The organism is Gilliamella sp. LMG 34362, assembly GCF_984569125.1.
Window position 1 is genome coordinate 1078514 of record NZ_OZ474902.1, and the last position, 20566, is coordinate 1099079.

At 34.1% G+C, this 20566-nt stretch carries 18 protein-coding genes; 16 read left to right on the top strand and 2 right to left on the bottom strand.

Annotation, left to right across the window (positions count from 1 at the left end; all coding sequences use genetic code 11):
• Positions 1–30 precede the first annotated feature (30 nt).
• The 4 genes from AC5LWZ_RS05010 (at position 31) to recG (ending at position 5908) form a co-directional block, all read left to right on the top strand.
• A complete protein-coding gene (locus AC5LWZ_RS05010) occupies positions 31–1251 on the top strand; it encodes a CinA family nicotinamide mononucleotide deamidase-related protein (RefSeq protein ID WP_493464083.1) in 1221 nt (406 codons plus the stop codon).
• A 139-nt stretch (positions 1252–1390) separates the two neighbouring features.
• A complete protein-coding gene (gene rpoZ, locus AC5LWZ_RS05015; protein WP_034903119.1) occupies positions 1391–1681 on the top strand; it encodes a DNA-directed RNA polymerase subunit omega in 291 nt (96 codons plus the stop codon).
• 19 nt (positions 1682–1700) lie between these two features.
• Complete coding sequence (gene spoT / locus AC5LWZ_RS05020; RefSeq protein WP_493464084.1) at positions 1701–3809, top strand: bifunctional GTP diphosphokinase/guanosine-3',5'-bis pyrophosphate 3'-pyrophosphohydrolase; 2109 nt, start codon at positions 1701–1703, stop codon at positions 3807–3809.
• 5 nt (positions 3810–3814) lie between these two features.
• Positions 3815–5908 (top strand): ATP-dependent DNA helicase RecG, encoded by a 2094-nt coding sequence (gene recG, locus AC5LWZ_RS05025; RefSeq protein WP_294892338.1) that lies wholly within the window; start codon positions 3815–3817, stop codon positions 5906–5908.
• A 156-nt stretch (positions 5909–6064) separates the two neighbouring features.
• Here recG and ulaG read toward each other — a convergent pair whose 3' ends face one another.
• Both ulaG and ulaR read right to left on the bottom strand, forming a co-directional pair.
• Positions 6065–7132, bottom strand: coding sequence for an L-ascorbate 6-phosphate lactonase (gene ulaG / locus AC5LWZ_RS05030; protein WP_493464085.1), 1068 nt, complete (start codon positions 7130–7132; stop codon positions 6065–6067).
• 26 nt (positions 7133–7158) lie between these two features.
• Positions 7159–7920: an HTH-type transcriptional regulator UlaR gene (gene ulaR / locus AC5LWZ_RS05035; protein WP_086363484.1), complete on the bottom strand. Its 762-nt coding sequence runs from the start codon at positions 7918–7920 to the stop codon at positions 7159–7161.
• A 469-nt stretch (positions 7921–8389) separates the two neighbouring features.
• On the opposite strand from ulaR, the gene AC5LWZ_RS05040 reads away from it, so the two are divergent.
• The 12 genes from AC5LWZ_RS05040 (at position 8390) to uvrD (ending at position 20513) form a co-directional block, all read left to right on the top strand.
• The gene (locus tag AC5LWZ_RS05040; protein WP_232350069.1) at positions 8390–10111 is read left to right on the top strand and encodes a PTS ascorbate-specific subunit IIBC; all 1722 of its coding nucleotides are present in this window, start codon (positions 8390–8392) and stop codon (positions 10109–10111) included.
• A 27-nt stretch (positions 10112–10138) separates the two neighbouring features.
• Positions 10139–10612, top strand: coding sequence for a PTS sugar transporter subunit IIA (locus tag AC5LWZ_RS05045; RefSeq protein ID WP_110448241.1), 474 nt, complete (start codon positions 10139–10141; stop codon positions 10610–10612).
• Between the two features lie 2 nt (positions 10613–10614).
• Positions 10615–11316: an L-ribulose-5-phosphate 4-epimerase gene (locus AC5LWZ_RS05050; protein ID WP_110448240.1), complete on the top strand. Its 702-nt coding sequence runs from the start codon at positions 10615–10617 to the stop codon at positions 11314–11316.
• A gap of 9 nt (positions 11317–11325) precedes the next feature.
• Complete coding sequence (locus AC5LWZ_RS05055; protein ID WP_086363488.1) at positions 11326–11970, top strand: 3-keto-L-gulonate-6-phosphate decarboxylase UlaD; 645 nt, start codon at positions 11326–11328, stop codon at positions 11968–11970.
• Between the two features lie 67 nt (positions 11971–12037).
• Positions 12038–12928 (top strand): L-ribulose-5-phosphate 3-epimerase, encoded by an 891-nt coding sequence (locus AC5LWZ_RS05060; RefSeq protein ID WP_110448239.1) that lies wholly within the window; start codon positions 12038–12040, stop codon positions 12926–12928.
• A 391-nt stretch (positions 12929–13319) separates the two neighbouring features.
• Positions 13320–13460 carry an LPS translocon maturation chaperone LptM gene (gene lptM / locus AC5LWZ_RS05065; protein WP_110448238.1) on the top strand — a complete coding sequence of 47 codons (141 nt, stop codon included), beginning with the start codon at positions 13320–13322 and terminating at the stop codon, positions 13458–13460.
• 12 nt (positions 13461–13472) lie between these two features.
• Positions 13473–14726, top strand: a complete 1254-nt coding sequence (lysA, locus tag AC5LWZ_RS05070; RefSeq protein ID WP_493464176.1) for a diaminopimelate decarboxylase — start codon at positions 13473–13475, stop codon at positions 14724–14726.
• 116 nt (positions 14727–14842) lie between these two features.
• On the top strand, positions 14843–15667 hold the full coding sequence (gene dapF / locus AC5LWZ_RS05075; protein ID WP_493464086.1) for a diaminopimelate epimerase: 825 nt from the start codon (positions 14843–14845) through the stop codon (positions 15665–15667).
• Positions 15668–15748: 81 nt separating this feature from the next.
• A complete protein-coding gene (locus AC5LWZ_RS05080) occupies positions 15749–16459 on the top strand; it encodes a DUF484 family protein (protein ID WP_370527365.1) in 711 nt (236 codons plus the stop codon).
• 6 nt (positions 16460–16465) lie between these two features.
• On the top strand, positions 16466–17392 hold the full coding sequence (gene xerC / locus AC5LWZ_RS05085; RefSeq protein ID WP_493464087.1) for a tyrosine recombinase XerC: 927 nt from the start codon (positions 16466–16468) through the stop codon (positions 17390–17392).
• Entirely contained in the window at positions 17392–18105 is a 714-nt protein-coding gene (gene yigB / locus AC5LWZ_RS05090; protein WP_110448235.1) for a 5-amino-6-(5-phospho-D-ribitylamino)uracil phosphatase YigB, read from the top strand. Before xerC ends, yigB begins: the two co-directional genes overlap by 1 nt.
• A 176-nt stretch (positions 18106–18281) precedes the next feature.
• Entirely contained in the window at positions 18282–20513 is a 2232-nt protein-coding gene (uvrD, locus tag AC5LWZ_RS05095; RefSeq protein WP_493464088.1) for a DNA helicase II, read from the top strand.
• Positions 20514–20566: the final 53 nt, after the last annotated feature.

Sequence of the window (20566 nt, forward strand, 5' to 3'; positions counted from 1 at the left end):
ATAATCATTTTTAATTAACTAAGGGTAATTATGGCTAACATCAAAGATCGTATTAAAATTGAAATGCTTAGTACCGGTGATGAAGTTTTATATGGTCAAATTATTGATACTAATGCTGCATGGTTATCTGATTTTCTGTTTCAAGAAGGTATTATCATTACTTCTCGTCATACAGTAGGGGATAATTTATCAACGCTGATTGATACTTTGCAAGAGCGTAGTTTGCAAAATGACATTTTAATTGTCAATGGTGGATTAGGGCCGACTAGTGATGATCTTAGTGCTCAAGCAGCCGCACTGGCTAATAATGAATCGTTAGTTTTACACGAAGAATGGCTTAAGTCACTTGAGCGTTATTTTCTTAATCGTGGTAGGGCGATGCCTGCAAGTAATATTAAACAAGCCATGTTACCTCAAAGTGCGACGTTAATTGATAATCCTATTGGTACCGCATGCGGTTTTAAAATGAAGCTGAATAATTGTCTATTATTCTTTACTCCTGGTGTACCTTCTGAATTTAAACAAATGATTCAAAATGAGATTCTCCCCGAGATCAAGTTCAACTATCCACTGACTGAGAGCCAACTTTGTTATCGATTAACAACAATGGGCCGAACTGAAAGCGATTTAGCACAAGAAATTGACGCTATACTCGAGATTCCAGAAAATATCACGATAGGTTATCGTGCTGCAATGCCTATTATTGAATTAAAATTAACGGGTCCTGAAAGCCAAAAAAATGAAATGGATAAGCTATGGCAACAAATTAAATCGATTGTTAATGCTAATTTGCTTTATGAAGGTGTATTAAATGAATCAGATGAGTCAGGATTGGCTCATGTGGTATCAAAATTATTGCACGATAAAAATCAATCTGTCGTTATTATTGAACAGCAATCAGCGGGGATTATTAGTTATCAATTGCTCGAAGCTGATGCGCCTGTCATAAAATCAGAGATTGTACCTTTATTATTGGATGATCCGAGCAGTTATTTCACAAAATTATTAAAAGAACATGGTGCTAATATTGCGATCGGTATTATCAATTTTCAAGAAAAGAATAGTCAATTTACTTTAATTATTGCAACATTAAAAAAAGTATTGCATTTCAACTTAAAGTATATTGGTCGAAGTCAAAGCAAAAGAACGCAGCAACAAGTTTTGGCAGCAATTGCGTTGGATGGCTTACGACGTTACCTTTTAGATATGCCTATAATAGGTGCTAATGTTTGGCTAGAGGTAATGGAATAGATATTTATTATTTTAATTTATCTAAAATAGTGAATTTTGCATAACATAGTAATATTAGTTATGGACAATTCGCTACAAAATTAAGTAGAATAGCGGATCTTTCAATTGAAGCATATAAGTTAAAATATTAGAGGTAAAAATGGCTCGTGTAACTGTCCAAGATGCAGTAGAAAAAATTGGTAATCGCTTTGATCTCGTTTTAGTTGCCGCAAGACGTGCTCGTCAATTACAAGTCGAAAATAAATCGCCACTAATTCCAGAAGAAAACGATAAAGAAACTGTGGTTGCTTTACGCGAAATTGAAGATGGACTTGTCAATAAACAAATTCTTGATACTGCTGAATTCCAAGCTCGTCAAGATGAAGAATCAGAAGTGCGTACAGCCCTTCATGAAACGGTACTTTTAGAAAATACTCCTTCATACGAATAAACATTGCTGAGAATTGCCCATGCAATATTTTGAAAGCTTAAAAGAGGTAGTTGCATCTTATCTTCCTGTCAAGCAAGTTGAATTGATCCAAGCTGCATATCTCTTTGCTAAGCAAGCACATGAAGGGCAATTCCGATGTAGCGGTGAACCATATGTAACCCATCCAGTTGCTGTTGCAGCCATTTTAGCTGATATGCGGCTAGATTATGAAACCATCATCGCTGCACTTTTGCATGATACTATCGAAGATACACCGGTAACCTTCCAAGATATTACGCAGAAATTTGGTAAGCATGTTGCAGTTTTAGTGGAAGGGGTTTCAAAACTTGATAAGTTAAAATTTAGAAATCGACAAGAAGCTCAAGCTGAAAATTTTCGGAAAATGGTTTTAGCCATGACCGAAGATGTGCGAGTAATTTTAATTAAATTAGCTGATAGAACGCATAACATGCGTACTCTTGGTGCTTTAAGACCAGATAAACGTCGCCGTATTGCTAAAGAAACTTTAGAGATTTATGCGCCATTGGCTCATCGTTTAGGCATTCATCATATTAAAACTGAGCTTGAAATACTTGGTTTTACTGCTATGCATCCTAATCGAGCTAAGGTTCTTAAAAAAGTGGTTAAAATTGCTCGAGGAACCAGAAAAGAACTGATTCAGCAAATTCTCACTGAAATACGAGGTCGTCTAGCAGATGCAGGTATTGATGCTCAAGTAGAAGCGCTTGAAAAGAATATCTATGCGATTTATCAGAAGATGCAACTGCGTGAACAACATTTTCATTCAATTATGGATATTTATATTTTCCGAATTGTAGTGGAAGATGTTGATGCTTGTTATCGTGCACTTGGTTTAGTGCATAATTTATATAAGCCACGTCTGAATCGTTTTAAAGATTATATTGCTATTCCTAAAGCTAATGGTTACCAATCATTGCATTCATCATTAATTGGTCCGCATGGTACCCCGGTAGAGGTTCAAATACGAACTGAAGACATGGAACAAATGGCGGAAATGGGCGTTGCTGCGCATTGGATTTATAATGAAAATGATGAGTTAAACAATACCACCACTCAGATTAAAGCCCAACGCTGGATGCAAAGTTTGCTAGAACTTCAGCAAAGTGTTGGTAATTCATTTGAATTTATTGAAAATGTTAAATCAGACCTTTTTCCAAAAGAGATTTATGTTTTTACTCCAAAAGGTCGTATCGTCCAATTACCTGAAGGCTCAACAGCAGTTGATTTAGCTTATGCAGTGCATTCTGATATTGGTTTCCAATGTATTGGTGCGTTAGTTGATCGTAAACCTTATCCGCTTTCTCAACCTTTAAGTAATGGCCAAACTGTCGAAATTATAACTTCGCCAGAAAGTCGTCCTAATGCTAGCTGGCTAAATTTTGTCGTTAGTGCTAAAGCACGATCTCGTATTCGCCAAGCACTAAAAACGTTAAAAAGAGAAGATGCAATTGAGTTAGGGCGTCGTCTACTTAATTTAGCGTTAATTAAATCAGGTGGTATTGAATCGTTAACACTCAAACAGAAAGATCGTATTGTTGAGTTAACCAAGTTAACATGCTTCGATGATGTATTAGCCGAAATTGGTCTTGGTAACATCATGTCCCATTTTATTGTTAAAGGTTTAGAACATAAAGCGCTTTTATCTAATCAATCTGATACCAATAAAACCCTAGTTATTACCGGTAGTGAAGGCGTTTTAGTGACCTTTTCAAAATGTTGTCATCCTATTCCTAATGATCCGATTGTTGGCCATGTTAGCCCTGAAAAAGGTTTAACCGTTCATCATGAATCATGTCGCAATATTAGTGGTTATCAAAATAACCCAGAAAAATATATTGCACTTAAGTGGGCACCAAATATCGAACAACTATTTGTTGCTGAGATTTGGATAGATATTATTAACAGTCAAGGCACTTTAGGTCATATTCTTTCGATTATTAATGACGAAAAAGCTCACATTCAGTGGTTGAATACCGAAGAAAAAGATAGGCAAATTTATACAATTATTTTGCAGCTTGAAGTTAAAAACTCACAACAATTAAATGATTTAATTAGAAAGTTATCACTACAACAAGATGTAGTGAGTGTGATGCGTAATATTAATTAATTATCATGTCTGATCGTTTACTAAACCATATACCACTAATCAAATTAGCTGGTATTGGTGCTAGTTTAGAAAGTAAATTCCATGCACTAGGCATTAAAACCATTCAAGATCTGCTATTACATTTTCCTCTCCGTTATGAAGATCGAAGTTCTTCTTGCGCTATCGGTGATGCTACAGTTGGCGAATATACCACTATTGAAGGTTGCATAATTAAAACAGAGATTATTTTTAAGCGTCGTCAAATGCTGTTATGTTATATTCAAGATGATTCTGGAATCGCTATTTTACGTTTTATGCATTTTAATGCAGGTATGAAAGCGTCGATGATAGTAGGAAAATGGATAAGTGCATATGGTGAAATAAAAAGCGGTAAAACTAATTTAGAAATTATTCATCCGCAATTTAAGATCAAAGCGAATAAAGCTGAACAAGCTTCGCTAAGCGATTTAAATGAAGAGCGATTTACACCTATTTATCCTTCTACATATGGATTGACACAAAATGTAATCCGTAAAATGATAAAATCGGCATTAATTTTACTGAAAAACAATTTACCAAATGAAATATTACCTGATTCATTAAGTCAAAATTATTTACCTATTTTAGATGCATTAAATATCATTCATAATCCTTCTATTACGACTGATATTGATCAGTTATTAGTCGGTGAACACCCAGCTATAAAACGTTTTGTATTTGAAGAGTTACTTGCCTATCATTTAAGCATGTTAATGATTAAAAGAGATAATCAAAAGCAACGTGCTTATTCAATGCACAGTAATCAGCGATTGATTCTGCCTTTTCTAGCTTCATTACCATTTAATCCAACGCATGCTCAACAAAGAGTTGTACAAGATATCTACCAAGATATGACAAAACATATTCCAATGATGCGACTAGTGCAAGGAGATGTAGGCTCAGGTAAAACTTTAGTGGCAGCTATGGCAGCCTTAAATGCGATAGAGAATGGTCATCAAGTTGTTTTAATGGCGCCAACCGAAATATTGGCAGAGCAACATTTTAATAATTTTAAACAATGGTTTGAACCATTAGGTATTACTGTAGATTGGCTATCTGGTCGATTAACAGCTAAAAATAAACAGCAGCGATATGAGGCTTTAAAGCAAGGTGAAATAACGATGTTAGTTGGTACCCATGCGGTGTTTGTTGATAAAGTTGAATTTTCCAATTTGGGGCTGGTTATTATTGATGAACAACATCGATTTGGCGTGAATCAACGGTTAAGTTTGTGGGAAAAGGGTATTAAAAATGCCATACATCCACATCAATTAATCATGACAGCAACACCAATACCAAGAACGTTGGCAATGACAGTTTATGCAGATTTGGATGTCTCAATAATTGATGAATTACCTCCAGGACGAACCCCTGTTACCACTGTTGTTATTCCTAATTCCCGTCGAGAAGAAATTATCGACAAGGTTAATCAAGCTTGTTTAAGTCATCGTCAGGTTTATTGGGTTTGTACTTTAGTAGAAGAATCAGAAACTCTGGATGCTCAAGCGGCTGAAATGTTAGTTGAGGAATTGAAAGAAAGGTTACCACACTTAAATATAGCACTTGTCCATGGCAAAATGAAATCTGATGAAAAGCAATCTGTTATGCAGGCTTTCAAAGCGGGAGAGGTTCAACTTTTAGTTGCGACAACGGTTATTGAAGTTGGGGTCGATGTGCCCAATGCGAGCTTAATGATCATTGAAAATGCTGAACGTTTAGGACTTGCTCAACTACATCAATTACGAGGTAGAGTAGGACGAGGCAGTGCAATTTCACATTGTGTGTTAATGTATCAAGCTCCATTAAGTAGAATTGCTCAGGCTCGCATGAAAGTAATGCGTGAAAGCAATGATGGTTTTGTGATTGCCCAAAAAGATCTTGAAATTAGAGGTAGTGGTGAAATTTTAGGGACTAGGCAAATGGGGGAAGCGAATTTTAAGATCGTTGATTTAATCCGTGATCAGCATTTAATTAGCGAGGTGCAAAAAGCATCATATCTTATCTTAAGCGAGTCTCCAGAGTGCGCTAAACAACTTGTTAATTGTTGGCTTCCGGAACGGCAAAAATATATCAATGCTTAATCTTGTTCTTATTGATAAATTGCTTATAGTTTAGAATATTAGTAATTATTGTTTTTGTTGAAATCTCTTTTCTTACTAGGATATAACAAAATAGAAAAAAACAATAAAAAAGTGGACATAGAAAGTTGTTCTAGTCCACATTAGTTAGCTTTTTAATTATAAAAATGAACGGTATGGCAGCTCAGGTTCATCTGTAAAAATATCTCTGAATCCGCGATAATGTTGATAGTTCATTTTATGCTTATCAGTTGGATATGTATATTTCCCACCAACTTGCCAAAAGAACGGTGTAAATTCATATTCAAGACGATCTTTTTTCATTCGCCAAAGTACTTCTATTTCACGAGGGTCACTTTGGAAATTTGCCCAAATATCATGATGGAAAGGTATTACGACTTCCGTTTTTAATGATTCTGCTGCTCGTAAAATGTCAGAAGATGTCATTTTATCCGTCACCCCCCTAGGGTTTTCTCCATAAGATAGCAGTGCAACATCAATTTTGTGATCATTACCATGTTTCGCATAATAATTAGAATAGTGTGAATCCCCAGAATGATAAAGTGAACCACCAGAAGTCTCGAATAGGTAATTTACAGCGCGATCATCCATACTATCTAATATTGATTTGTCAGTGGATGATACACCTATAGGTAAGGTTACTAATGACGTTCTATCAAAAGAGTCTAATACGCGAATTGTGATATCACCAACTTCAATGGTTTCTCCTACCTTAGCAACAATACAACGATCCTCTGGAACTCCCCAGCTTTTCCATAGCTCAACACAGGCTTTAGGGCCGATGAATTTTACTTTCGGTGAACAATTTTGAATGACTGCCGCGGCAACATTAACATCAATATGATCGGCATGGTCATGGGTTGCCATAACTGCATCAATCTCTTTTATTGCAAAAGGATCGAGGACAAATGGGCTAGTCCTTAAATTAGGTTGTAATTCTCTTACTCCTCCCATTCGCATCATTTGATGTTGTTTATTCATGAATGGATTTGCGTGAGTTTTTTTACCTGTACCACACCAAAAATCGACAGAAATATTTGTATTACCTGCAGATTTTAACCAAATTCCAGTACAAGCAAGCCACCACATGGTAAATGTATTTGGTTTAACCTCGGTCGTTTCTATTTCTTCATTAAGCCATGTTCCCCATTCAGGAAATGTATTTAAAATCCATGATTCTCTGGTAATTTCGTTCACTTTACTCATACTTTATTCCTTCTATATTTGCGTTTTTAAACTAAAATCACTTCAGTACCTTGTTCCTTTATCTTTTCAATTACTTCCTTATTTGCTTGTTTACCAGTAATTAAAATATCAATTTTAGTTACTGGGCAAAAAAGCATACCAGAATTAGCTTTAGTATTTATTTTAGAACTATCAACAACGACTACTAATTTTTCAATTTTTTCAAGTATTTGTTGTTCAGCCACTGCTCCTAGTATTTCATTCTTATACAGCCCATTGGGTGTTAATGTTTTACCACTTGTAAACATCCATTTTCCTGCATAAGAATCAGTTATATTTGCTATAGGATTGAGAATAATGTTTTGTGTTTTGTTATATAATCCTCCCATAATGATGACGTTTTCGTGATCATGTTCAATCAAGTAACAAGCTAAAGGAAAGTAGTTGGTAATGATCGAAACATTTTTACCACATAATTCACGACCTAATAAAAATGCTGTTGAACCACAATTAATAACTATATTTTCATCACTTCCACACAATTTTGCCGCTCTTATGGCAATACGTGCTTTTTCATGATAATGATCGGTATTATTATTTCCTATCGGTGCCCAAATTGGTTTTTGTACTTCTATTCGCATAATGCCATTACGAACTTTTTTTACTTTTCCGTCCTGATCGAGTTTTGTAATATCTCGACGGGCTGTCGCTGGTGATATTGCAAAATAAGAAACCAATTCAGTAACTCTTACCATCCCTTTTTCATTAACCATTGCCACTATTTCGTTGTGGCGTGATATTTCGTTCATTGTTCCCTCTTATTAATTTAATATGATTAAATTTGATTGAAAATGATGTTAGTTATCATTTTGTATTTTGTCAATTATTTAAATATCAATATTAATAATCATAAGTTCAATATATTGATAATAATAGTTATATTTTTAGGTTTTGCTTCTGTTTTTTGAAGATAATGTGATGAATGTCACAATTGCTAAGTCAATAAGTTTAGAAAAGTGATCAATATCAAAATAATCATAAACAATCATTGAATGATTATTTTTGATTGTGGAATATAACAAGTGTTATTCAGCGAACTGAATAATATTAAATAGGTTGAAGTTCCATCTATGAGTTTTGCGATAGGTAATTATATAAAAGACATTTGAAGGTTATAGATACCTAAACAATAACGTTAACGTTAGAAATGTCGATAACCAATGAGAGGGACATATGGAAGTAATTTATAACATATTTTATATTTTTTATAGTCAGGTTATGACAAAGGCACCTTTATTATTAGGGTTGGTCACCATGTTAGGTTATTGCCTTTTACGTAAAGATATCACGACTATTTTAAAAGGTACGATTAAAACCATTGTTGGTTTTATGTTATTACAAGTTGGTTCAGGTGTTTTAGTTTCAACTTTTAAACCTGTTATTGCCAAACTTTCAGAATATCATGGTATTACAGGATCAATCATTGATACATATGCTTCTATGGTTGCGGTGGAAAATGGCATGGGTGAACACTATTCATGGGTTGGCTATGCTGTTTTACTGGCATTAGCTATTAATATCCTACTTGTTATTTTTCGTCGTTTAACTGGTATTAGAACGATTATGTTAACTGGCCATATTATGTTTCAACAAGTTGGTTTAATTACACTATTTTATTTCTTATTTGGCTATAGCATGTGGGAAACCATTATCTATTCATCAATTATCACTGCGTTATATTGGGGGATATTCTCGAATATGATGTTTAAACCTACCGAAGCAGTCACTGGAGGAGCAGGTTTTTCAATAGGCCATCAACAACAGTTTGGTTCATGGATAGCGGTTAAGTTAGCGCCAAAATTAGGGGACAAAAATGATTCTGTTGATAATTTAAAACTACCTAAATGGTTACATATTTTTCACGATAGTATTGCTGCAACTACAATAGTTATGACGATATTTTTCGGAATTATTTTACTTTCATTTGGCTTAGATAACTTACAAACAATGGCTGGATCAACCCATTGGACTATTTATATTTTTGAAACAGGACTTAAATTTGCTGTCGCAATTCAGGTTATTGTTGGTGGTGTAAGAATGTTTGTAGCAGAGTTATCCGAAGCATTTAAAGGCATTTCTGAAAAATTAATTCCGAATGCGGTTCTTGCTATCGATTGTGCTGCTATTTATGCATTTTCTCCTAATGCAATGGTATTCGGTTTTATATGGGGCGCATTAGGTCAATTTTTAGCTATTGCACTATTACTGATTTTTAAATCTCCAATCATGATTATTCCTGGATTTATCCCGATGTTTTTTTCAAATGCAACAATAGGGGTATTCGCTAACCATTTTGGTGGATGGAAAGCAGTAATGAAAATCTGTTTTGTGATGGGAATGATAGAAGTATTGGGTTCGGCGTGGGTAATTAATATTTTTGCTCAACATGGCACACCAATTGATTCATGGATGGGAATGGCTGATTGGGCAATTTTATTTCCTCCAATTTTACAAGGCTTATCTTTCTCTCATTTATTCATTTATTTACTAATCGGACTAGCACTGGTGTATATGTTTTTTGCTGCAAAAAGATTACGAGCAGAAGAAGCATTACAAAAAAATCGACTAGAAGACAACGATGTTAGCCAAGATATTAATGAAGCTGTTGTTGAAAAAATGGATGAAGTAGCAATCAGTGAAGGTCAACCGATACGTATTCTTGCTGTCTGTGGTAGTGGTCAAGGCTCGTCAATGATGATGAAAATGAAAATAGCTAACTATCTAGATAAAAAAGGTATTCCAAATATTATGGATTCATGTGCAGTTACGGATTACAAATCACGATTGCCTAACGTTGACATTATTGTTGCTTCAAAGCATTTAATTCATGAAATTGAAGTTAATGAAGGACAACATGCATTAGGTGTACAAAATATGTTAAATCCACAAACATTTGGCGATGAACTCATCGAGATTATCAATAAAGTTAATGCTAAATAGACAAAATATACTAAAAAGGAGGCTAACATGGCTTTCAAAGAATCATTAATTGAAAATAACTCTATTTTACTAAAAGCAGACGCTAATAATTGGCAAGAGGCGGTGAAGTTAGGTACTGATATGCTTATTGCTTCTAATGCAATTGAATCATCTTACCATGAAGCAATCATTCATTGTGTTAACACAATGGGACCTTACATTATTATTGCTCCAAATCTCGCTATGCCACATGCCAGACCTGAAGATGGTGTAAATCGCACTGCTTTTGCGTTAGTTACCTTGAAAAATCCAATATATTTTGACGGTGAAGTTGCACCTGTTGATGTACTTGTCACGCTTGCTGGCAGTACATCTGATCAGCATATGGAAGGTTTGATGGAAGTGATAAAAATCGTAGAGGATGAAAATAGTGAAACAGGTATTGATTTAGATAAATTAAGATGCTGTAACACGAAAGAAGATGTCTATGCTGTCATCGATCAGGCATTGAATGGAGGTTAAATATGTTTCTAGCTTTAAAAGACCGAGTATTACAAGCTAACTTATTATTACCCAAATATCATCTTGTCACTTTTACCTGGGGTAATGTTTCAGAAATTGATCGTAAAAATGGGGTGATAGCTATTAAACCCTCTGGTGTTGAGTATAGTGATATGGCTATTGATGATATTGTCATTGTGTCATTAACGGGTGAAATAATAGAGGGTCATTTAAACCCTTCTAGTGATACAGCTACACATATTGAACTTTATAAAGCATTCCCAAATATTGGTGGGATTGTCCATACTCATTCGCGATATGCAACCGTTTGGGCGCAAGCTGAATTGGATATACCAGCACTAGGCACTACACATGCTGATTATTTTTATGGTGATGTACCTTGTACTCGTCGACTAACTGATAGTGAAATTGCTACAGATTATGAAAAAAATACCGGTTTAGTCATTATTGAAGAATTTAGGCGTAAAGCTATTGATCCTAGTGCTATGCCTGGTGTGATTGTTTCAGGTCATGCGCCTTTTTGTTGGGGTAAAAATGCTTCGAATGCTGTTCATAACGCGGTAGTTCTTGAAGAAGTGGCAATGATGGCCATTTCAACTCGACAACTTAACCAAACAGTTAAAATTCAACAAACATTATCCGATAAGCACTATTTCCGTAAACACGGTGCTAATGCTTATTATGGCCAAAATAAAATAAATTAAGGAAATAAAATGACTTTACCAAAATTACAAATTGCTTTAGATCAAACAGACTTAAAATCAGCTCTTGATGTTGCTAAAAACGTATCAGGATTTGTAGATATCATAGAAGTAGGAACTATTCTTGCTTTTGGTGGTGGAATGGAAAGTGTTAGATGTTTAAGGCAACTGTATCCTAATCATATCTTAGTGTGTGATTTGAAAACCACTGATGGCGGAGCTATTTTAGCAAAAATGGCTTTTAATGCAGGTGCTAATTGGTTAACTGTATCAGCAGCAGCACATATTGCCACTATTGAAGCATGTAAAAAAGTGGCAGATGATTTCAAAGGTGAAATTCAAATTGAACTATATGGACATTGGACTTTTGATGATGCCAAAGCGTGGCGAAAATTAGGTATTAAACAGGCTATTTATCACCGTTCTCGTGATGCTGAATTAGCTGGTATTGGCTGGGGAAAGGATGATTTGGTTAAAATGCGACAATTGTCAGATTTAGGTCTTGAACTTTCCATAACGGGCGGAATTATTCCTGAAGATATTCACCTATTTGCAGGAATTAAAACCAAAGCCTTTATTGCTGGTCGAGCTCTTGCTAGTGAAAATGGTAAGCAAACTGCTCAAGCTTTAAGAGAGCAAATTGCTAAATATTGGTAATAGATGCGATGCAGTCAGTAAAATGACTGCATATTTGATGTTCAAATAAATATTATTAGGTTTTATTATGGCAAAATATGCAATCAATCCGACCAATCAATCTAATTATATTGGTATTTATGAAAAGGCATTACCTAATGAACTTACTTGGCAAGAAAAACTGCACGAAGCGAAAACATTAGGATTTAATTTTATCGAGATATCAATTGATGAATCAGAACAGCGAAGAGCAAGACTTGATTGGTCAGATGATGAAATTTATCGATTAAAGCGATTATGTGAACAATATGGACTACCATTGCATTCTATGTGTTTAAGTGCTCATCGTAAATTTCCATTTGGATCTGCCGATAAAAGCGTACGTCAGCAAGCCAAAGTTATTATGAATAAAGCACTGATGCTCGCCTATAAACTAGGAATAAGGGTAATTCAATTAGCTGGATATGATGTTTATTATGAACCAGCCAATTTACAGACTCACCAGCGATTTATTGCGGGAATGCAGTGGTCAGCGAAACAGGCTGAAAAAATGGGGATAATGCTTGCCGTTGAAATCATGGATACTAGTTATCTCAATTCACTCTGTAAGTTTGAAATTCTAAAAAAAGAAGTCAATTCTCCTTATTTTATGGCTTACCCAGATGTAGGGAACATTTCTGGTTGGAATTATGATGTCTGTACAGAGCTTATGTTAAGTCGAGAGCACATTGTTCAAATACATCTAAAAGATACTTATAAGGTTAAAGCTAATTATTCTGGTCAGTTTAGAGATTTAACTATTGGTGAGGGGGAGGTTGATTTTCTTGCTATATTTAAAATACTAAAACAGATAAATTATACTGCTCCGCTTGTTATTGAAATGTGGGCAAAAGATCATAAATGGAGAGAAAACATTATAACAGCTCAAAAACGGCTCAAAACCATAGCTGAAAATGCCGAATTTGTCCTGTTTAGTTAATTTTTATCTAATCATAAATTATCAATGTTCTATGTTTCATGAATTTTAGAAATGGAGCATTGATATTCTTTATATATCATTTGAAGATATATAATTAATCCAATTATGGCAGCTTTAAATTTATTAATTGCAATTATAATTTTATTTTTAGACTCTCTGATTATCAATAATAAAATAATTATGATTAATTGAACTAAATTTTAGCGATACTATGATGTAAGTGTTGTAATTTATATTAAATTTTTATATAACTTTTTATTATCAATAGCATAAAATTATGCAAATTTTTTTTGTATCATGCTTAGAAAACTTAAAGATTTGATCTTTGCACGAATATGGCTATCGTGTAATATAGTCTGCATTATAAATCTGATTAAATTGCGAATATTTTATGAAATCCGCTCTAAAACTCTTTTCTCTTTTTTTAGTTATTTTCACCTTATTAGGTTGTGGTTTAAAAGGACCTCTTTATCATCCAGCAGATCAGTCAAATGCAATTATTGAATCTAATGATACAAATAAATTAGCTTAAAGGAATAATATGATGGATTTTTTACATTACCAAAATGGCTATTTATTGGCGGATAACGTTTCTATTTGCGATTTAGCTAATCAATATGGTACTCCTTTATATGTTTATTCTGCTGATCACATAACTAAGCAATTTCTTTCTTATCAAGATTCTTTAAAAAATAAGAAGCATTTGATTTGTTATGCAGCAAAAGCGAATAGCAATTTATCTGTTTTAAACTTATTAGCTAAACTTGGTGCTGGTTTTGATATTGTTTCACAAGGTGAATTAGAGAGAGCATTAAAAGCTGGTGCTGATCCTAAAAAAATTGTATTTTCAGGAGTTGCAAAATCTGTTGTTGAGATTAGACGTGCACTTGAAGTAGGAATTAAATGTTTTAATGTTGAATCAGAACCTGAATTATATCGTATCAATGATATTGCTCATCAATTAGGGAAAACAGCGAACATTTCTTTACGGATTAATCCGGATGTAGATGCAAAAACACATCCGTATATTTCAACAGGATTACGTGAAAACAAATTTGGTATAAGTTATCAATTAGCTTTAGATACTTATCGTAAAGCAGCATCATTAAATAATATTAAAATAGTCGGTATTGATTGTCATATTGGCTCTCAATTAACTGAGCTGTCGCCTTTTCTTGATGCAGCTGATCGTATATTGGCATTAGTTGACCAACTAGCAGCAGAAAATATTCATCTTAAGCATATTGATTTAGGCGGAGGTTTAGGTGTTTGTTATGATGATGAACAGCCACCATCAGCGACATTACTGGTATCAAAACTAATTGAAAAGTTAAAAAATTATCCTGAACTTGAAATTGTTTTCGAACCAGGTAGATCAATCGTTGCCAATGCTGGATTATTAATTACTAAAGTTGAATATACTAAGCATCAAGATGGCAATCATTTTGCGATTGTTGATGCCGGAATGAATGATCTGATTCGACCAGCGCTTTATCAAGCGTGGATGCAAGTCCTACCTGTTAAAGAATCAACAGATTCAAATACCAAAAAGATTTATAATGTTGTAGGGCCAATTTGCGAATCTAGTGATGTATTAGCTTATCAACGTGAACTTTCAGTTGAACAAGATGATCTGTTAGTTATTTGTAGTGCAGGTGCTTATGGCTTTAGTATGGCGTCTAATTATAATAGTCATCCTCGACCGGCCGAAGTCATGCTTGAAGATAGTAATCAGCATAAATTGATTCGAGAGCGTGAAACTTTTGATGATTTATGGCGTGGTGAATTAGTATTATAATTCATTATGAAGTTGATACATATGTTTTCTAATTTTTGCTTGATTAATACATCTAATCAAACAATATGATGAAAAAGTAATAAATACTGACGATTTACAATAAAAGGTAACTAGAGATGAACTTTTCAAAAATGCATGGACTGGGTAATGATTTTATGGTTATTGATGCAGTAACGCAAAATGTTCATCTTTCAAGTGAAATGATCAAACGTATGTCAGATCGATATACAGGAATAGGGTTTGATCAGTTACTTATTGTTGAGCCACCTTATTCTCCTGAAAGTGATTTTCATTACCGTATATTTAATGCTGATGGTTCAGAGGTTGAGCAATGTGGTAACGGTGCTCGTTGCTTTGCTCGTTTTGTACGATTGAAAGGATTGACTAAAAAAAGAGTATTAAAAGTCAGTACTATGAAAGGTAATATTGTTTTGACGGTAAATGATGATGAAACCGTTCGGGTTAATATGGGAACACCAATTTTTGAGCCTAATAAAATTCCTTTCAAAGCCATTAAAGAAGAAAAAACTTATATTATTCGAGCACAAGAACAAACAGTTTTATGTGGTGTCGCTTCTATGGGGAACCCGCATTGTGTAATTCAAGTTGAAGATGTGTTAACCGCTAAAGTATTAACTTTAGGTCCGTTATTAGAGCAACATGAACGCTTTCCTGAAAAAGCGAATATTGGTTTTATGCATATTATTGATAGAGATAATATTAATTTACGTGTTTATGAGAGAGGCGTTGGTGAAACTCAAGCTTGTGGAACCGGAGCTTGTGCCGCAGTTGCTGTTGGTATTAATCAAGGATTATTAAACCAGCGGGTGAATGTTAATCTACCCGGAGGAAAATTAATAATAGATTGGAAAGGTAATCAGTCGCCGCTTTATATGACAGGACCAGCTACGCATGTGTATGATGGTTATATTGCAATTTAATTACGCTAGACTTTATGAATTTTATTAATAGATTACATAAAGACAATGAAATAAATTATGGTCGTAAAAAAAACACAAACATTGAAGTCAAAACCGTCGCAACGAAAAAAATCATTTGTTAAATTAAATGATGAAATGGTTAGCCAATATATTATTGATAACCCAGATTTTTTTATTCGAAATGCGACTCATATTGAGCGTATGCGCGTACCACACCCAGTGAGAGGTATGATATCACTACCTGAATGGCATATGGCAAGGCAACGTAATAAAATCAGTCAACTTGAGTCAGAAATCACGATGCTGATGGAGCACGCAAGTGCTAATGAATTGCTTTTTAATCAGCTAATAAAATTGCAGTTTCAATTAATTAAAGCAAAAGATATAAACGAATTATTAGATTCTTTAAAAGTTTGGGCTAAAGATTTAGGACTTAATGGTGCCTATTTATATTTATTTGATGACAAATGGTTACTTAGTGCACCATCCAACTATCATTACTTAGCTTTAAATTCATCGCAGTTTGATTTTATTCGGGTAAGACATTTACAGTATAGCCAATTTTATTTAGGTTCATTAAATACAACTGAATTAGATTTTCTATTACCCAAACATGGTTACGTTGGCTCTGTGGCTTTATCATTGTTAGGGCAATTTGGCGATCTTGGTTTGTTAATGTTTACGAGTGCAGATCCACAGCATTATCAGACAGGACAAGGTACCTTATTGTTAGAAAAAATCGGTGAAATATTGCCAATTCTTGTTGAAAAATGGATCATGCGCAAAAAGTAAGGAAATATGATGGTTAAAATGAATTCTAATCTTTCTTCTTTTTTAACCGAGCCTGTAGATCATTTTTTAAATTATTTAAAATCTGAAAAACAACTTAGTCTTAATACTCAAATTAACTATCGTCGTCAACTTTATGCGCTTATTGATTTAACTGACGGCTTAGATATTACTAAATGGCAGGACATTGATTCATCTGCTGTGAGGTTACTTATTAGTCGCAGTCGACAAACCGGCTTACAAGCTCGTAGTTTATCATTAAGATTATCTGCATTACGCAGTTTTTTTGATTGGATGGTTAAAAACGATCTGATCTCAGCCAATCCAGCCCGTGGTGTATTAAACCCTAAATTGGGTCAACATCTTCCAAAAAATATTGATATCGATGAGATCAATCAGCTGCTTGATATTGAGTATAGTGATCCGCTTTCTGTACGTGATAGGGCAATGTTGGAGGTGATGTATGGTTCAGGATTACGCCTTTCTGAATTAGTAAGTCTCAATTGTCGGGAATTGAATTTAACTGAAGGTGAAGTCCGGGTAACAGGAAAGGGTAATAAAGAGCGGAAATTGCCTTTAGGCCGAGAGTCAATTAGATGGATTGAGCAATGGTTAACTATGCGAAATGATTTAAAACCGCAAGATGATGCTGTTTTTATCTCTAAACTGGGTAAGCGAATTTCACCACGAAATGTTGAAAAACGCTTTGCACAATGGGGAATAAAACAAGGATTAAGTTCACATATTCATCCACATAAACTGCGTCATTCATTTGCTACTCATATGCTTGAATCGAGCGGTGATTTACGGGCAGTACAAGAATTATTAGGTCATGCCGATTTATCTACTACTCAAGTTTATACCCATTTAGATTTTTCACATTTATCAGAAGTTTATGATTCGGCTCATCCGAGAGCTAAAAGAGGAAGAAAATAATGCATTTTTATCGTTCAATTAACTGCATTAAAGCAATCACATTCGATCTCGACGACACTTTATATGACAATAGTATGATTGTAGATAAAGCTGAAGAGGAAGTGATAAAAAATTTACAACAATATGAGCCATTACATTATTTGACTTTGGATTTGTACTATCAAGAAAAAAAATTGGTGCTCGCTATAAATCCAGAAATATATCATGATGTTATTGATTGGCGAGTTGAGACAATTAAATCGTTATTAAATAAAACCAATATCCCTTCATCTCAATATAGCAAGATTATTGATGAAGCTATTGATTGTTTTAATTTTTGGCGTCATAAAATGGTTGTTCCTAAATCAACGCATATGTTATTAACTAAATTAGCCAATAAGTATCCATTAGGGGTAATTACTAATGGTAATGTTGATATAAATAGAATAGGTTTAGGCGATTATTTTCAATTTTCGCTAAGAGGTGGTCCTGACGGTCGTTCAAAACCATTTCCCGAAATTTTTGCTTTAGCCGCGCAAAAATTGGCTATTCCTAATAATTATATTCTGCACGTTGGTGATAATTTGGAGACTGATGTCAATGGTGCGATTAATAATGGTTTTTTAGCTTGTTGGATTAATATTTTTGGACAGGATATTTATCATCTCTCCGATGCTAGATGTTTACCGCATATTGAAATAACGCAATTGCCAGAATTAGATAATCTGTTATAATTCAGTTCATACATGTATAAAAAGACAGTGAAGTTAAATGTATTTTGCATTTAATACCTGTCTTTATTCTTTTATACCCCTACTTATAATAATTATAAATATAATGAAAAATTTAAAAACATTTACAACATTAATACTAATTGATGGTTGCTATAATTGCGATGGGTTAACACATAATGGAAAATAAACAGTCGTTATTAACCGACTTAAACACAGAACAAAAAAATGCTGTTACAACTGATAGTCAATATACTATTGTTCTTGCTGGTGCGGGAAGTGGTAAAACACGTGTATTAGTTCATAGAATTGCTTGGTTGTGTGTTGAAAAAAATTATTCTCCTAACTCTATTTTTGCAGTCACCTTTACCAATAAAGCGGCTGCTGAAATGCAAGATCGAATACAAACTTTAGTCGGTGAAGGATACCTAAATGGTATGTGGGTAGGAACTTTTCATGGTTTAACCCACCGTTTATTGCGTATGTTTTCTCAACAAGCTAAATTACCCGAAAATTTTCAACTTATTGATAGTGAAGATCAGATTCGTCTTATTAAACGAATTTTTCGTGAACTGAAAATTGATGAAAAGCAATGGTCACCAAAAGAGTGTGCTAATTTTATTTCTACACAAAAAGAAAAAGGTTTTAGGGCAGATAATCTAAAACCAGAAGATCCGAAACAAGTAATGTGGCAAACAATTTATCGTGATTATCAAGCAATTTGCGACAGAGTTGGGTATGTTGATTTCTCAGAATTAATTTTGAGAGCATATGAGTTGCTTTGTAGTAATGAAAATGTTTTAAATTATTGTCGCCATCGTTTTTCAAATATATTAATAGATGAATTTCAAGATACTAATAAAATCCAATATTGGCTGGTGAAAAAATTAGCTGGAGACACCGCGAATGTAATGATTGTTGGTGATGATGATCAGTCAATTTATAGTTGGCGTGGAGCTAATGCTGATAATTTACAAATGTTTATCAATGATTATCCAGAAACTGAAATTATTCGCCTAGAGCAAAACTATCGATCGACAGGCATTATTTTAGATACTGCAAATAAATTGATTGCTAACAACCAAAATCGGTTAGGTAAAAATTTATGGACCGACAGTGGTGACGGAGAAAAAATTTCACTATATGTCGGTTTCAACGATATTGATGAAGCAAGGTTTGTTGTAGGACAAATAAAAAAATATCATGACGATGGTCATAATTATGCTAGCTGTGCCATTTTATATCGTAATAATGTGCAATCACGTATTTTTGAAGATACTTTATTACAAGCTGGCGTACCTTACCAAATTTATGGTTCGATAAGATTCTATGAAAGGCAAGAGGTTAAATTAGCTTTAGCCTATCTCCGATTATTGCATGACCATGATAATGATATGGCATTTGAAACTACGGTAAATACTCCAACTCGTGGAATAGGTAATGTCACTTTAGACAAAGTTAGATTATGTGCTAAGCAAAATAATATTTCGTTATGGAATGCATGTTTAATGCTGATCCAAAAAAATGCTTTAACTGAAAGGCAACGTTCAGGTATTAGTCGTTTTTTAGAATTAATGGAATCTATTCATGTCGAAGTTAATGAATTACCATTTTATAAACAACTAGATGCAATTATTAAATTATCTGGCGTATTGCAAATGTATGAACAAGAACCAGGCATCAAAGGACAAGCACGATTGGATAATCTAGAGGAGCTTGTTTCATCTGCAGAGCAATTTTTTAGAGTTAACCAAGATAATGTAATTCAGGACAATGAAACAGGCAAAACCTTAACTGTTTTAGAATCATTTTTAGCATTTACCTCTCTTGAAAGCCGTGACGTAGTAAATCAACAAGATTCGGTGCAATTAATGACTTTACATTCAGCAAAAGGATTAGAATTTGACAATGTTTTTATTGTTGGATTGGAAGAGGGTATTTTTCCGGCACAACGTTCCTCTCAAGAACGAGACAAAATGGAAGAAGAAAGACGCTTAGCTTATGTCGGAATTACCCGGGCACGTAAGTTTTTAACGCTCTCTTTGTCTGAACTAAGGCGACTTTATGGGCGTGAAGAGCGTAATTTGCCATCACGTTTTTTAGCAGAATTACCAGTTGATAATTTACAAGAAATCAGTTACCGAGCTAATTTAACATCATTTAATAATAATGATGATGATACTTTCACTAAAGATGAGCAATTCTATCAAGATCGTAAAAAGTCATATATTAAGAAGAAAAAAGAAAGTGATGGATACACATTAGGTAGGAAAGTTAAGCATAATCGTTTTGGTGAAGGTACCATTGTTAATTTAGATGGCGAAGGTGAACATAGACGAGTGCAAATTGCTTTTGTTAACGAAGGGGTTAAATGGCTAGTTGTGAAACTGGCAAATCTTACCTTAATGTAAATAATAAAATACTAAACAATCAAAGGATACTAACTTTTAACTCAGTATCCTTT